Annotated in this window: 11 protein-coding genes and 1 other RNA gene; 5 read left to right on the top strand and 7 right to left on the bottom strand. The window is 56.7% G+C overall.

Going from position 1 to position 14,583, the window contains the following annotated elements; all coding sequences use genetic code 11:
* Window positions 1-7 precede the first annotated feature (7 nt).
* Genes mhpC through NNN71_RS07465 form a run of 3 tightly spaced genes read right to left on the bottom strand, consistent with a single transcriptional unit; the run spans window position 8 to window position 3,502 of the window.
* Window positions 8-874 carry a 2-hydroxy-6-oxonona-2,4-dienedioate hydrolase gene (gene mhpC / locus NNN71_RS07475; protein ID WP_163446488.1) on the bottom strand — a complete coding sequence of 289 codons (867 nt, stop codon included), beginning with the start codon at window positions 872-874 and terminating at the stop codon, window positions 8-10.
* Window positions 875-891: 17 nt separating this feature from the next.
* The gene (mhpB, locus tag NNN71_RS07470; RefSeq protein ID WP_271458211.1) at window positions 892-1,836 is read right to left on the bottom strand and encodes a 2,3-dihydroxyphenylpropionate/2,3-dihydroxicinnamic acid 1,2-dioxygenase; all 945 of its coding nucleotides are present in this window, start codon (window positions 1,834-1,836) and stop codon (window positions 892-894) included.
* A gap of 1 nt (window position 1,837) precedes the next feature.
* On the bottom strand, window positions 1,838-3,502 hold the full coding sequence (locus NNN71_RS07465) for a bifunctional 3-(3-hydroxy-phenyl)propionate/3-hydroxycinnamic acid hydroxylase (protein WP_249023208.1): 1,665 nt from the start codon (window positions 3,500-3,502) through the stop codon (window positions 1,838-1,840).
* A gap of 188 nt (window positions 3,503-3,690) precedes the next feature.
* Between NNN71_RS07465 and NNN71_RS07460 the strand changes: the two genes are divergently transcribed.
* The 3 genes from NNN71_RS07460 to NNN71_RS07450 all read left to right on the top strand — a co-directional run bounded on the left by NNN71_RS07460 (window position 3,691) and on the right by NNN71_RS07450 (window position 5,915).
* On the top strand, window positions 3,691-4,503 hold the full coding sequence (locus NNN71_RS07460) for a DNA-binding transcriptional regulator (RefSeq protein WP_271458210.1): 813 nt from the start codon (window positions 3,691-3,693) through the stop codon (window positions 4,501-4,503).
* Window positions 4,504-4,612: 109 nt separating this feature from the next.
* Window positions 4,613-5,620 (top strand): zinc-binding alcohol dehydrogenase family protein, encoded by a 1,008-nt coding sequence (locus tag NNN71_RS07455; protein WP_271458209.1) that lies wholly within the window; start codon window positions 4,613-4,615, stop codon window positions 5,618-5,620.
* A 1-nt stretch (window position 5,621) separates the two neighbouring features.
* Entirely contained in the window at window positions 5,622-5,915 is a 294-nt protein-coding gene (locus NNN71_RS07450) for a putative quinol monooxygenase (protein WP_271458208.1), read from the top strand.
* A 42-nt stretch (window positions 5,916-5,957) separates the two neighbouring features.
* Here the strand turns inward: NNN71_RS07450 and menI are convergent, their stop codons facing one another.
* Complete coding sequence (gene menI, locus NNN71_RS07445) at window positions 5,958-6,368, bottom strand: 1,4-dihydroxy-2-naphthoyl-CoA hydrolase (protein WP_163446494.1); 411 nt, start codon at window positions 6,366-6,368, stop codon at window positions 5,958-5,960.
* Window positions 6,365-9,421: a D-2-hydroxyglutarate dehydrogenase YdiJ gene (gene ydiJ / locus NNN71_RS07440; protein WP_271458207.1), complete on the bottom strand. Its 3,057-nt coding sequence runs from the start codon at window positions 9,419-9,421 to the stop codon at window positions 6,365-6,367. Before ydiJ ends, menI begins: the two co-directional genes overlap by 4 nt.
* A gap of 246 nt (window positions 9,422-9,667) precedes the next feature.
* Here ydiJ and ydiK point away from each other — a divergent pair, with 246 nt between their 5' ends.
* Both ydiK and rprA read left to right on the top strand, forming a co-directional pair.
* Window positions 9,668-10,789 carry an AI-2E family transporter YdiK gene (ydiK, locus tag NNN71_RS07435; RefSeq protein ID WP_271458206.1) on the top strand — a complete coding sequence of 374 codons (1,122 nt, stop codon included), beginning with the start codon at window positions 9,668-9,670 and terminating at the stop codon, window positions 10,787-10,789.
* A 175-nt stretch (window positions 10,790-10,964) separates the two neighbouring features.
* Window positions 10,965-11,064: antisense sRNA RprA (rprA, locus tag NNN71_RS07430), an RNA gene on the top strand.
* A gap of 45 nt (window positions 11,065-11,109) precedes the next feature.
* Here the strand turns inward: rprA and NNN71_RS07425 are convergent.
* Both NNN71_RS07425 and NNN71_RS07420 read right to left on the bottom strand, forming a co-directional pair.
* Window positions 11,110-13,482 (bottom strand): glycoside hydrolase family 3 N-terminal domain-containing protein, encoded by a 2,373-nt coding sequence (locus tag NNN71_RS07425; protein WP_271458205.1) that lies wholly within the window; start codon window positions 13,480-13,482, stop codon window positions 11,110-11,112.
* A 203-nt stretch (window positions 13,483-13,685) separates the two neighbouring features.
* Complete coding sequence (locus tag NNN71_RS07420) at window positions 13,686-14,537, bottom strand: helix-turn-helix domain-containing protein (RefSeq protein WP_163446498.1); 852 nt, start codon at window positions 14,535-14,537, stop codon at window positions 13,686-13,688.
* Window positions 14,538-14,583 lie beyond the last annotated feature (46 nt).

The following is a 14,583-nucleotide window of genomic DNA, read 5'->3' as shown; positions in this document are numbered from 1 at the left end:
CGGCTCCTTATTGACGCGCGAGGAAGTTCAGCACCAGCTGGTTGAAGGCTTCCGCATGTTCCCACTGCGCCCAGTGCCCGCAGTCGCGGTAAACGTGCAGTTCGGAACCGTTGATGCCGGAAAGCAGGCGCAGGCCCGCGTCCATCGGCACGAAACGATCGTTACGTCCCCATACCACCAGGGTCTGGGCCTTAATTTCCCCCAGACGCGGGCCGAAATCCGGGAACTGTTTCGGGTTGGCTTCCAGGCTCTTGATAAAGTTTTCCAGGTGATCGCGGCGCGACAGCATATTGTTCAGGCGCGCTTCAAACAGCGCCTCCGTCAGGTCGCTGGTGTCATAGACGAAAATACTCATCATTTTCTTGAGGTTTTCGATGGTCGGCTCGCGGTACAGGCCATTAAGCAGCTTGATACCTTCCGTCGGCATCGGGGTGAACAGGCTCATCCCGCCGGTGCCGCCGCCCATCAGTACCAGTTTGCCTACACGCTCAGGCCAGGTCAGGGTGAACGCCACAGCGCTGTGACCGCCCATTGAGTTCCCCAGCAGGTGAACTTTCTGGATATCTAACTGATCGACCACGCTTTTCAGAATGCGCGCATTCAGGTCAGAGCGAGAGCCGGTATTGACGATCGAATCGCTTTTGCCCCAGCCAGGGCAGTCCAGCAGGATCACGCGATAGCCCGCTTCGACTAACGGGTCGATGTTGCGGCTAAAGTTGGCCCAGCCCGTAGCACCCGGGCCTGAACCGTGTAGCATCACGACCGTTTCATCGCCCTGACCGCAGTCGTTATAGTGAATGCGCAGCGTCTGTCCGGCTTCTTCAACGTTGAGAAAACGGCTGGTTGCGGCTTCGGTTTGAGGTTGATAGCTCATCATATTCTCCTGCTTAATCAATTCGTTGTGGTGGCGCTTAACGAGCCAAATCCGGCGATCCATTCAGGGATCGGGCGATAGTAACGGCCTTCCGTGCGGTAGCTGCCCATCGCGGAAAGCGTGGCGAACGCGGCGGCCCAGGTTTTCACTTCATGGGTCGATTTGCCGGCGATCGCGGAGAGTTCTTCGTTGCTGATGGCATCCAGTTCCGCCAGGCGGCCCTGCTCCAGCAGCGTCATAAACTGGTTGTCCCAAATCGGGTTCAGCGGATGCAGGGTTTTCTGGTCTTCCACAAAGCGCTCGGCGGCTTCAATGACCCGACGCTGACGCAGTTCGCGTTCATCCGGCGGCAGCTGCTTGCCGCTGCCCAGCAGGCGGTCGCGCATATGGGCGTCGACTTTTGCCAGTTCAGGGACCGGCGGCTGATGCGAGAGGCCGCCGGAGCCTAAAATCAGCACCCTTTTATTGAGCGTTGAGAGAAAACGGCCCATCGCTTCACCAAGCATGCGCGTGCGCTGGAAGCCCGGCAGCGGCGTGGCGACACCGTTGATAAACACCGGCAGCACCGGCACCTTGTCCAGCCCGCCGAGCAGCAGCTCCAGCGGCTGAGCAAACCCGTGATCGACCTGCATGCAGTAGGAGACGGCGAGATCGATGCCGCTTTTCATCACCGAATGGGCACAGGCTTCCGCCAGCTCCGTCGGGACCGACAGCACGCCCGCGGCGGTGGAAAAATCGCCAATCGAGGTGGCACCTACGCCTAAACAGAACGGGGGCATCACGTCATAGAAAAAGCCGTTGTAGTGATCCGGGGCGAACAACACCACCAGTTCGGGATCAAACGCCGCAATACGCGCGCTGGCGGCGGCAATCACGCCGTCCACTTCATCCAGCACGTCCTGTGCCGGGTCGACATAGCCCACCAGCGGCGTGTGGGAGAGACAGTGGAGATAGGTATTCATCTCAGGCCACCTTTTCTTCATTAAGAGCCGATTCCACGCTCGTCAGCGCCATCACGTGAGCGAGCTGGTCCAGGGTTTTATTGAGGGTTTGCGGGATAGCCAGCGCGGCGACGAATCGGTCCGGGCGCACCACCACCAGCGAAGCGTTCTGCGCGGCAAACCAGGTTTTCAGGCGGTTCTGGGTATCGCCAAGGCGAATCACGCCGTCAAAATTGTCCTGCGGAGTACGAATCTGGACGTCCGGCACCACCTGGATAAAACAGGTTCCCAGCGCACGCCATTGCGCAATCTGACTCTCGCTCATCCCCCACAATGGGTTGCAGCCCCAGGCGATCACCGCGAACTTCGCGCCAATCACATCATCCAGCAGCACGACATCGCCGTTTTCGCGGGTCACTTTCGGTTGGATAAACATCTTGCCGACCGGAGACGCTTTCGCATCACCTTCCAGCAACAGCGCGCCTTCACGGTACTGTGGCATTGGCTTAAAGCGCATTTCGAGGAAGTAACGTTTCACCGGCGGAATGTAGTTCAGCAGCCAGGAGATACCGTCGCGCACGGTGCCATGCCAGCGTTTCGCCGGAGCCAGGACGTTACCGGCGGTAACGGAGAGATCGATCATCGCTTTAGCGTGGTCACGACGCTCTTGTTGATAGCTATCGAGCAGCGAATCACCCGCTTTGCCGTTCACCACCATCGCCAGTTTCCACGCCAGGTTAAAGGCATCGCGCATGCCGCTGTTGTAACCCTGCCCCTGCCACACCGGCATGATGTGGGCTGCGTCACCGGCCAGCAGGACGCGATCAACACGGAAGCGTTCGGCGATGCGCGCGTTGTGGGTGTAGACGCGCTGGCGGATCAGCTCTACGTTATCCGGGTCCGGAAGCACCTGACTGAGTAAGCGGCGCATGTTTGCCGGTTCGCTCAGCTGCGCTTCGGTTTCACCCGGCATCACCATAAATTCAAAGCGACGTACGCCGTGCGGCAGCGCCGCCGAAACATAGGGGCGAACCGGGTCGCAGCACAGATAGATATGCGGCGTCGCCAGCGGGTCATTAGCGATGTCGATAACGATCCACTGGTTTGGTGCGGTTTTCCCTTCAAACGGCACGTTTAACGTGCGGCGGATAAAACTCGCGCCGCCGTCGCACGCCACCAGCCAGTTCGCCTGCACGGTTTCACGTTCGCCATCCGGCCCTTTCAGGTTGATCGTGACAGTGTCACCGTTTTGACTAAACGCTTCCAGCTCGCGAGAGAACAGACAGCGGACGTTTGGAAAACGGCGCAGCCCCTGGTACATCACCTCATCCACCTGGGGTTGAATAAAGGCATTGCGGCGCGACCAGCCAAACTCGTCGGTCATCGGCTGAATGTCAGCAAAGCAGCGGCCTTTCGGTGTCAGAAAGCGCATAGCGTGCCACGGTGTGGTGTGCGGCAGCACTTTATCCACCAGCCCGACGGACTGCATGGTGCGCAGCGCTTCGTCATCAATACCGATGGCTCGCGGATAGTCGATCAATTTATCCAGCTTCTCGACCACCAGCACCTCAACGCCCATCTGCCCCAGGTAATTGGCCATCATCAGCCCCACCGGGCCGGCGCCAGCAATAGCCACCTGAACCTGATGTTGAACGGCGGGTTGGATATCCGGATTGGATGTTGTCATTTTCAATACCTCACGACTCGGACCAGGCGCGTTTGTTGTGTTACAACACAAGCGCGCTTGTTAACTTGATGTAAAAATATTTTTATAATGAGCGCAGTATATGTCCGGGAATTTAGGCTACAATCAAAACAGACCAGGATGCGCACCAGGTGCACAACGTTGTTTTAGATATAAAAATGTCAGGAAATATGAAGAATAACGCTGCGACCGATTACAAAACCGTGCGGGGTTTAACGCGGGGTTTATTGTTGCTGAATTTGTTAAATAAATTCGACGGAGGCGCGTCAACCGCGACGTTGGCGGAGTTTAGCGGCCTGCACCGTACCACCGTCAGAAGGCTGCTGGAGACCCTCCAGGAAGAGGGGTATGTGCGACGCAGTTTGTCAGATGATAGTTTCCGTTTGACGATGAAAGTGCGGCAGTTAAGTGAGGGATTTCGTGACGAACATTGGATTTCTGCACTTGCGACGCCGTTACTTGGAGAATTATTGCGCGAGGTCATTTGGCCGACCGATTTAACCACGTTGGACGTCGACGCCATGGTGGTACGTGAAACAACCCACCGTTTTAGCCGCCTTTCCTTCCACCGTTCGATGGTGGGTCGCCGTCTGCCGTTGCTGCTGACCGCTTCCGGCTTGACCTGGCTGGCCTTTTCGCCGGAGCACGAGCGTCAGCCCATTATTGAGATGCTGGCAGCGAGACCGGAAGAGGAATACCAGTTGGCCCGTGAGCCGGAAAAACTGCACGCGATTCTCGAGAAGACGCGCAAAAACGGCTACGGTTCAAACTTCCAGGGCTGGCAACTGGAGCAGAAAATCGCCTCTATCGCCGTACCGGTCCGTAGCCAGGAGCGCGTGATTGGCTGCCTGAACCTGGTGTATATCGCCAAAGCGATGACGATTGAACAGGCGGCGGAAAAACATCTGGCCGCCCTGCTGCGCGTTACCCGGCAGATTGAGGAACGAATGGAAGAGGAAGAAATTTTTTATGAGCACCGTTAAACGCGGGATTTTCGCAGTTAACGTATAAGTGTTATCGCCACAGCCGGGTTTTTCTTATCAGCCGTTGTTTCTACTATCCGGGTATTGCCAGTCCATACCCGGAGACATCATGAAAGCATTTGCCATTACCCGCGCAGCCACCAACGGCAGCAACATTGCGTTTATCAACGAAATTACCCTCCCCGTCCCGCAGGCTCAGGGGCATGATTTGTTGGTTGAAATCAAGGCGATTTCCGTCAACCCCGTCGACACCAAAGTGCGTGCCGGTTTCTCTGCCGACACGCCGCGAGTGCTGGGCTGGGACGCCGTTGGCGTGGTAAAAGCCGTGGGTAATGAAGTTACCCTTTTCGCCCCTGGCGATGAAGTCTGGTACGCCGGCGCGTTAGGCCGCCCCGGCAGCAACAGCGAATTCCAGTTAGTTGATGAACGTATTGTCGCGTTAAAACCACGCTCGCTGGATAACGCGTCTGCCGCCGCGCTACCGCTGACCGCCATCACCGCATGGGAGCTGCTGTTCGACCGACTGGGCGTAACACGTGAGGGTAACGAAGGCGATACGCTGCTGATCGTCGGCGCGGCAGGCGGTGTGGGTTCCATTCTGACCCAGCTAGCCAGCAAGCTGACCAAAATGACCGTCATCGGTACGGCCTCACGTCCGGCAAGCCAGCAGTGGGTTCGCGAAGCCGGTGCGCATCACGTGATTGATCACAGCAAACCGCTAAGCGAAGAGCTGGCGCGTATTGGCGTCAAAGAAGTGACCCACGTTGCCAGCCTGAACAATACTGAGGCGCATTATCTGTCGCTGATCGCCGCGCTGGCCCCGCAGGGCAAACTGGCGCTGATTGACGATCCGCAAAGCCTTGATGTGGTGCCGTTGAAGCTGAAAAGCATTTCGCTGCATTGGGAGTTTATGTTTACTCGTTCCATGTTTGAAACCCGCGACATGATTGCCCAGCATCAATTGCTGTCTGAAGTGGCGACGTTAATTGATAACCAGGTGATTAAAACCACGCTCGGCGAGCATTACGGCGCGATCACCGCCGAAAATCTGCAAAAAGCGCACGCACAGCTGGAAACCGGTCGTGCGGTCGGGAAAATTGTGCTGGAGGGGTTTTAAGATGATTTCCATTATTGCGGTGCTGAAAGCGCGGCCGGGTAAAACACAATCCTTGCGCGACGCGCTGAAAGCACTGCTGCTGCCCACACGCCAGGAGCCCGGCAATCTCGACTATACGCTCTTTCAACTGCGTGATGAACCAGAGACGTTTTACATGCGGGAATCCTGGCGAGATGAGGCGGCGCTGGAGGAACATATTGCGTTGCCGCACTTTCAGGCTTTTATTGGGCAGATGGAGAGCCTGTTGGCGGAACCACTACGGCTGGATTACTTAACGCCGATTGAGGCTGACTAACGTTGAATATGCACTCTCTTTTTCAGAAGAGAGTGCATCGTCTTACACCACGGCGGTGGTCAACCGCGAGGAGCAGCAGAGCTGCCCCTGCTCGTCAAAGATCTCAATTTGCCAGACCTGATGGCGACGCCCGGCATGCAGTGCTTTACACACTCCCCGTACTCGCCCGCTGCGGACAGAACGAATATGGTTAGCGTTAACCTCCAGCCCGACCACCCGCTGCTCGCCTTCAGTACACAGGTACCCGGCGACAGAGCCCAGCGTTTCGGCCAGCACGACAGATGCGCCGCCGTGCAGCAGGCCAAACGGTTGATGCGTGCGGCTATCCACCGGCATCGTCGCTTCCAGCGCATCGTCCCCCAGGTGCGTAAACTGAATATCCAGCAGCCCCACCATATTCCCCTCACCCATGGCGTTAAGCGCCTCAAGCGTGGTTTGCCGTCTCCAGATCATCCGATAATCTCCAGTAAAGCCTGTAATGGATGGCGCACGCCGTTACCCTCAACGCGCTTCACCTGACTGCGGCACGAGTAACCTGTTGCCAGGCAGCGATTGCGCGGAAGGCGCTGCATCGCCTGCTGCCACGACAATTCGTAGATCCCCAGCGAATTAGCGTGGTTCTTCACCTCGTGGCCGTAGGTTCCCGCCATACCACAGCAGCCCACGCTGACGTTTTCCAGCGTCGCGCCAAAGCGGGCGAAGATTGTCGCCCACTGCTTCGGCGCCGTCGGCAGCGCGGTCACTTCGGTACAGTGACCAAACAGATACCAGGACTCACCCGATGGCGACACGCTTTCGCGTTGCTCCACCGCCTGCGGCAGCCATTCGTGCACCAGCATAACGTTGAAGTCGCCGCGCTGGTCGCCCAGCACCTGCTTGTACTCGTCGCGATAACACAGCACCAACGCCGGGTCGACGCCCACCATCGGCATCCCGAGCGCCGCAACACGGTTCAGATAATCCGCCGTTTTCTGCGCGGTTTTGGTAAAGCGAGTGACGAAGCCCTTAATATGCTGCGCCTTACCGTTCGGAGAGAACGGTAGCAGCACCGGCTGATAGCCGAGTTTATCAATCAGGCGAACAAAATCGGCCACCACCTGCGCGTCGTAGTAGCTGGTGAACGGATCCTGCACCACCAGCACGGTTTGCGCTTTTTGTTCCGGCGTCAACGTTTCCAGCTGTTCGAGCGTCATATTGGCTGAACGATGGGTAACCATCTGTTTTTGCAACGATGGCGCGGAAAGCAGCGGTAAATCGACCATGCCGATGTGTTTTTCCGACAGCTTGCGCACCAGCGGTTGGCTCATAAAGAAGTTGAAAGTCTTCGGCGCGCGGGCCATCAGCGGAGCATAGCTTTCGACCGTTGCCACCAGATGATCGCGCACCGGGCGCAGATAACGGGTGTGATAGAGCTGAAGGAAACGAGAACGGAACTCCGGCACGTCGATTTTAATCGGACACTGAGTTGAGCAGGCTTTACAGGCCAGACAGCCTGACATCGCCTCTTTCACCTCATGAGAGAAGTCATATTCGCCCTTACGCGCGTGCCAGCTGTTGCGCGTGCGCTCAACCAACGAACGCAGGCTGGCGCGTTTCTCCGGCAGCTCTCTTTCCAGTAACAACGGGTCAACGCCACGATCCGCCAGCAGACGCAACCACTCGCGCACCAGCGTGGCGCGGCCTTTCGGCGAGTGCATGCGGTTATTGGTGATTTTCATCGACGGGCACATCGGGCTTTTGGCATCGAAGTTGAAGCACAGACCGTTGCCGTTACACTCCATCGCGCCGCGCCAGGATGAACGCACGGTCACCGGGATTTGTCGGTCGTAGGTGCCGCGTTTCACCGCGTCCACCTTCATCATCGGGGCATCCACGCCTTCCGGCGGACAAATTTTGCCAGGGTTAAGGCGGTTTTCAGGGTCAAAGGCCGCCTTCACTTTGCGCAGCTCAGCGTACAACTGCTCGCCGAAGAAAGCCGGGCTGTATTCCGCACGGAAACCTTTTCCGTGCTCGCCCCACAGCAGACCGCCATATTTAGCCGTCAGCGCCACCACTTCGTCGGAAATCTGCTTCATCAGCACTTCCTGCTGCGGGTCGCACATATCCAGCGCCGGACGCACGTGCAGCACGCCCGCGTCGACGTGGCCAAACATACCGTAGCTCAGGCCATGGCTATCGAGTAGCGCACGGAATTCCACAATATAGTCGGCAAGATGCTCCGGCGGCACACAGGTGTCTTCAGCAAACGGGATCGGCTTAGCCGCCCCTTTGGCGTTACCCAGCAGGCCTACCGCTTTTTTACGCATAGCGTAAATACGCTCGATGCCGTCCAGATCGTTACAACGCTGCCAGCCAATCAGCCCACCTTCATTCTGTGCAATCAGTTCATCCAGACGTGCACACAGCGCGCTGACCTGGCCTTCAATCATGGCTTCATCGTCGCCAGAGAACTCAACGATATTGAGCCCGAGCATCTCTTTATCGGGAACGTCGGTAATCAGCTCACTCACCGAATGCCAGACGATATCTTCCCGCGCCAGGTTCAATACCTTCGAATCGACGGTTTCAACCGACAGGGCGCGCGCTTCTACCATAAAGGGCGCATTGCGCAGCGCGGAGTCAAAGGAGTCATACTTAATATTGACCAACCGACGAACCTTCGGCAGCGGCGTAATATCCAGTCGCGCTTCGGTAATGAACGCCAGCGTGCCTTCCGAACCGGTGAGAATACGGGTAAGGTCAAACTCGGTCATCTCATCGTTAAAAACGTGGCGCAGATCATAACCGGTGAGGAAGCGGTTCAGTTTCGGGAATTTGTCGAGGATCAGCTGACGGTTGTCGCGGCAGCGTTCAAAGACGGTGCGGTAAATACGCCCCGCTGCCGACTGCTCTTTGGCTAACGTCTCGGCCAGCGCGACCGGCACCGGCTGCGTATCGAGAATATCGCCCCCCAGCAGCACGGCGCGCACGCCCAGCACGTGGTCGGAGGTTTTGCCGTACACCAGCGACCCCTGTCCGGAGGCGTCGGTATTGATCATCCCGCCCAGCGTCGCGCGGTTGCTGGTCGACAGCTCCGGGGAGAAGAAATAACCGTAGGGTTTCAGGTACTGGTTAAGCTGATCCTTAATCACGCCCGCTTCCACGCGCACCCAGCCCTCTTCAGGGTTGATTTCAATGATGCGGTTCATATAACGGGACATGTCGATAATGATGCCCTGATTCAGCGCCTGGCCGTTGGTGCCAGTGCCGCCACCGCGCGGGGTGAAAACCAGGGATTGAAAGCGTTCTTCTGCCGCCAGACGAGCCAGCAGCGCGACATCCGCTGTGGAGCGCGGGAATACTACCGCATCGGGAAGAAGCTGGTAGATACTGTTATCGGTCGCCATCGTTAGCCTGTCGGCATAGCGGGTGGCGGTATCGCCGGTAAAGCCTTGTTGCTCCAGTGCCTGCAAATAATTCAACACCAGCTGAACTACGCCAGGTGCCTGAGAAATCTGTGGGATCATTACGTTTGACCCTTTCTGAATGTTGTGTTGTACGCACAGCGGTCCGCCGGTTTACGCTCAGGCGGTACACTGTGGATAGATAATTAATCGTTTGCGTCGTGCCGTTATCGTTTTATCACATTTTTTTCTTATACGCCCGGGAGTTTTTGTCGCAGAATCAGCGCCGGGAATTTATTGATATTATTATCAATGAACGATTTACGCTGCGTCAGCGATCTGACGAGCAACAGAAGGTAAAACTCATTTATGAACACGATCCCTCGGCCTCGTGATATTCCACAAATACTGCTATCGGTGCTGTTTTTAGCGTTGATGATCATCGCCTGTTTATGGATTGTTCAGCCGTTTATTCTGGGCTTCGCCTGGGCGGCGACTATCGTGATTGCCACCTGGCCTGTGCTGCTCTGGTTCCAGCGCCTGCTTTTCGGTCGCCGTTCGCTCGCCGTACTGGTGATGACGCTTTTGCTCTTTTTACTGTTTGTTATTCCCATCTCTCTGCTGGTCAACAGCCTCGTTGACGGCAGTACCCCGTTGGTGCATGCCATCACCAGCGGCAATTTGACACCGCCGGACCTGGCCTGGTTAAACAGTATTCCGTTTATTGGCGCGAAGCTCTACAGCGGCTGGCATAGTCTGCTGGACATGGGGGGCAGCGCATTGATGGCGAAAGTTCGCCCTTACATCGGCACTACGACCACCTGGTTTGTCGGCCAGGCGGCGCACGTCGGCCGTTTCCTGATGCACAGCGCGCTGATGCTGCTGTTTAGCGCCCTGCTGTACTGGCAGGGGGAGAAAGTCGCCTTCGGGATGCGCTACTTCGCTACGCGCCTTGCCGCCAAGCGCGGCGACGCGGCGGTGCTGCTGGCGGGACAGGCCATCCGCGCCGTGGCGCTCGGCGTGGTAGTCACCGCGCTGGTCCAGGCGGTACTGGGCGGGATTGGCCTTGGTATTTCCGGCGTACCCTACGCCACGCTGCTGACGGTGGTGATGATCTTCTCCTGCCTGGTGCAACTGGGGCCATTGATTGTTTTAGTCCCGAGCATTATTTGGCTGTACTGGACCGGAGACACCACCTGGGGCACGGTGCTGCTGGTGTGGAGCTGCGTGGTGGGCACGATGGATAACGTGATTCGCCCGATGCTGATTCGTATGGGCGCTGACCTGCCGATGATTCTGATTCTCTCCGGCGTTATCGGCGGTCTGGTCGCCTTCGGCATGATTGGCCTGTTTATCGGCCCGGTGTTGCTCGCTGTCTCCTGGCGTCTGTTTGATGCCTGGCTACACGAAGTGCCACCGCCATCGACCGACCCGGACGACGTGCTGGAAGAGCTCAACGAGCTGGAAAAAGATAACTATCCGAAACAATAAGATAGATAAAAGGCGGGGAAACCCGCCTTTTACTTAAGTACCGCTGATTTATTTCCTCTTTTTTGCCCCTGAAGCGCCCTCTCTCTGCGACATACCGCGGAAATCATTCACATTTATTTAACTATTGAGACGAATCCGATCGACGCAAAAATCGGCCATGCCTACTATAAGGACCAAGGCAATAGATCAACCCCTTGATTTATATATCCCCTGAGTGAAACAACGAATTGCTGTGTGTAGTCTTTGCCCATCTCCCACGATGGGCCTTTTTTTTGCCTGTTGCACAGCAATCCCCGGATGCATCACACCCGGGTTCGCGATTAACGTCCCACTTCGCAGCGGCTCATCATTTGCCAGTTGAAAGGCAGAACGCGGGTCTCACCGGTTACCCTCGCCGTCGCGCGGCCATGAATGTCCGCCGAAGAACTCCCCACCTGCAGTTCAAACTCGCCGGGCTCAACAATGCGTTGGCCTTCGTAGCTGGTGAAGTTGAGCATATCGACCGGCAGCGTGAAGATGAGCGTCGCCTGTTCACCCGGCGCAAGCGTAACGCGCTGGAACGCTTTCAGTTCCTGAAGTGGGCGAACCATTGAGGCGACCTTATCGCGGACATAGACCTGAACGACTTCACTGCCGCTGCGTTCACCGTGGTTTTTCACCGTCACACGTAGCGTGATGTCACCGTCGATAGACACTTCAGACTGCGCTAACTGCGGCTCACCGTAGTGGAAATCCCCCCAGCCTTTTCCGTAGCCAAATGGATACAGCGCGCCAAAATGGAACGCAAACGGCGTACCGCCGCTCTTCAACTTGTGGTTGTAGTAAAACGGCATCGCGCCCGCGCTTTTCGGTACGCTCACCACAAGACGCCCCTGCGGTTCAGCGCGGCCAGTAAGCACATCAGCAATCGCCCAACCGCCTTCCTGCCCCGGTGCCCAGGCCAGCAGTAGCGCCGCCACTTTCTTCTCCAAGCCTTGCAGGTTATATGGCCGTCCGCCGGTCATCACCACTACCACCGGTTTGCCGGTATCGACCAGCGCCTGAAGCAGCTGTTGCTGAACGCCTGGCAGGCTCAGGCTGTCGGTATCCGAGCCTTCACCAACGGTGCCGCTCTGGAACAGCCCCGCCAGATCGCCGACGCAGGCCACCACCACATCGCTGTCCTGCGCAGCACGCACCGCGTCGGGAATCAGGCTGAGCTCCTGTGACACCGGGGAGGACTGCATCGGTTTGCCGGAGCTGTCGCCGGGGAAAACCGGCGCACCGGCCATTCTCTGCTCGATGATGTGACAGCCTTTGGCATAACGTACATGGCTGTCGCCAAGATAGTCACGCAGCGCCGCCAGCGGCGTGGTGACCTGCGAGGTGTTGTCGACCATATCGCTGATAATCAAATGCACCGGGAAACTGTAGCCGCTAAGTAGTGCCAGCGGGTCGTCCGCGGTTGGGCCAACGACCGCAACGCGTGAATTTCCGGCGATTGGCAGCACATTGCGATTCTCCAGCAACGTGATAGATCGGGTAGCCACCTCTCTGGCCACCTGTCGCGTAGCGTCGGACTGTAGCGAGATAGCGTTTTCATCAACGTAAGGATGCTCAAACAGACCAAGACGGAATTTTTCCGTTAAGGTACGCGAGACGATTTCGTCGATTTTTTCCGGGGTGATTAGCCCACGCGCAACCGCCTCTGCCAGGTGACGCGCACAGTCATCTTTCGGCAGCTCAACGTCCAGTCCGGCGTTAAACGCCAGCGCCGCCGATTCCGCCGCATCCTGCGCCACGCCGTGGTGCTGATGCAGCAGGCTGACGCCACCGTAATCGGCCACCACAATGCCGTCAAAGCCCCAGCGCTCACGCAATATGGTGGTCAACAGGAAGCTGTCACTGTGGCCGGGTTGGTTGTCAATGTCGTGATAGGCCGGCATCACCGAACCGGCGTGCGCACGTTTCACCGCCATCTCAAACGGCAGCAGGAAGGTATCATTCAGTTCACGAAAGCCGAGATGCACCGGCGCGTGGTTACGCGCCCCTTCGCTGAAAGAGTGGCCGACATAGTGCTTCAGCGTCGCCAGCACGTCGCGTTTCTCGCCCTGCAGGCCTTCAACATAGGCGCAGGCCATCACGCCCACTAGCCACGGGTCCTCGCCAAATGTCTCTTCCGTGCGCCCCCAGCGCACATCGCGTGAAACGTCCAGTACCGGCGCCAGCCCTTGCTTACAGCCCGTGGAGCGCGCCTCCTCCCCTATTTGCCGGGCCGCGCGTTTCACCAGTTCAGGATCCCAGGTGGAACCATAATTTAGCGACGAAGGAAACAGCGTTGCATCCTTGCACAGGAGCCCCACCAGACATTCTTCATGGAACAGTGCGGGAATCCCCAGACGCGTTTCCTCCATCATCATTTTTTGCAGGCGGTTAGCCGCGCGCACGCCGGTTTTGGCGTCGACAATATGGGTACCCAGCGGGCGGGTGATCTGCCCGACGCCCATCTTTAAACGTTCACTCAGGGAAGTTTGCTCACTGACGCCCGCAAACTCATCGCTCATGTCGGTACGCTCACGATGGTTGCCATCTTCCGACAGCACCAGCCACCAGGCATGCATCTGGGCGTATTTCTCTTCAGGCGTCATTCGCGCCAATAAGTCGGCGACGCGTTCCTTAATGGGACGTTGAGGATCTTTGTAAATCGGGGTCATAGCCATTCTCCTGATTCGCTGATAAATAGCCGAAAATATTCCGCTAAGCTTGTGGTCCAGGTAGCAGTATTCAGAAGTGACGGATGGGGAACAATTGTTGAAATTGCCTGAAGATTTACGATATTTGGTTTTCTTTGCGGAGTGTGATCGCCCGCAACTCTTGTAGCATGATTACAGGCATTTCTTAGCGCTATGGCGCGCGTTCAATGGTTTTCTTCGGCATATTGTTTACGGTATTGCAAAGGGGACTGGCCCAACATTTTTTTAAAACAGGTAATAAAATAGGTCATATCCGTAAAACCTACGGTATGGGCAATTTCCGTCACGTTCAGTGACGAATAGCGCAACAAATCGCAGCTTTTTTTAATCCTGCGCGTCAGAATATACTCCTGAATCCCTCCTCCCGTTTGTTGGCGGAAAATTCGCGAGGTGTAGCTGCGTGAAAATCCCATGTCCGATGCCAGCTCATCCAGCGAAAATTTCTGCTGATAATGTTCTTCCACCCAATGCATGATGCGGGCAGCGATCGTCTGCTGCTGATGGGCCTCGCCTTGCAGTTGTTCAGGGAGAAAATCCAGTAACTGCATCACCAGAAAAGCGACATCGCTGGCGGAGTTATAGCCTTTACGCTCCAGCGCTTCGAAGCGATCGAGGATATGAGCGACATAATCTGCATGTTCGCTGAGATCGTGAATTTGCGCAGGCGCGTGCGTGCCAGACAGTGCAGCAAATTGCGCCTGCTGACGTGGGAACATTCGCAAGGCACTATTCACTTCATTGTGCTCAATATGCATCGCCGTGCGATAAGAAGGGTTGTTCTCTGCCACCTCAACCTGCACCTTATGCAGGCGAAATGGTGGGAAGATAAAAAGCCGGCCGGGCCTGGCCGTGTAGTGCTGCTTGTCTACGACAACAATCCCATAACCCTTTGAGATATATAGAAACTCAACACACTGATGCCAGTGATAATAATGAGCGCTTGACCCCATTGGCCTCTGAAACGACACCACCTCATTTCCTAGCGCAATTCTTTCCAGCTTTTGCGGTTCACTCATTTTTCACCATGACAATAAAATTAAGCTTTACTGCTATACATTGCAG

Source organism: Kluyvera sp. Awk 3 (genome assembly GCF_028069715.1).
Taxonomy (GTDB): domain Bacteria; phylum Pseudomonadota; class Gammaproteobacteria; order Enterobacterales; family Enterobacteriaceae; genus Kluyvera; species Kluyvera georgiana_A.
This window is presented reverse-complemented; position numbering and strand designations above follow the sequence as displayed.

Coding starts and splice junctions, on each gene's coding strand:
- NNN71_RS07425 (WP_271458205.1), bottom strand. CDS start 13,482: ATGACCCCGATTTACAAAGATCCTCAACGTCCCATTAAGGAACGCGTC.
- ydiJ (WP_271458207.1), bottom strand. CDS start 9,421: ATGATCCCACAGATTTCTCAGGCACCTGGCGTAGTTCAGCTGGTGTTG.
- ydiK (WP_271458206.1), top strand. CDS start 9,668: ATGAACACGATCCCTCGGCCTCGTGATATTCCACAAATACTGCTATCG.
- NNN71_RS07420 (WP_163446498.1), bottom strand. CDS start 14,537: ATGAGTGAACCGCAAAAGCTGGAAAGAATTGCGCTAGGAAATGAGGTG.
- NNN71_RS07465 (WP_249023208.1), bottom strand. CDS start 3,502: ATGACAACATCCAATCCGGATATCCAACCCGCCGTTCAACATCAGGTT.
- NNN71_RS07460 (WP_271458210.1), top strand. CDS start 3,691: ATGAAGAATAACGCTGCGACCGATTACAAAACCGTGCGGGGTTTAACG.
- mhpC (WP_163446488.1), bottom strand. CDS start 874: ATGAGCTATCAACCTCAAACCGAAGCCGCAACCAGCCGTTTTCTCAAC.
- NNN71_RS07450 (WP_271458208.1), top strand. CDS start 5,622: ATGATTTCCATTATTGCGGTGCTGAAAGCGCGGCCGGGTAAAACACAA.
- mhpB (WP_271458211.1), bottom strand. CDS start 1,836: ATGAATACCTATCTCCACTGTCTCTCCCACACGCCGCTGGTGGGCTAT.
- NNN71_RS07455 (WP_271458209.1), top strand. CDS start 4,613: ATGAAAGCATTTGCCATTACCCGCGCAGCCACCAACGGCAGCAACATT.
- menI (WP_163446494.1), bottom strand. CDS start 6,368: ATGATCTGGAGACGGCAAACCACGCTTGAGGCGCTTAACGCCATGGGT.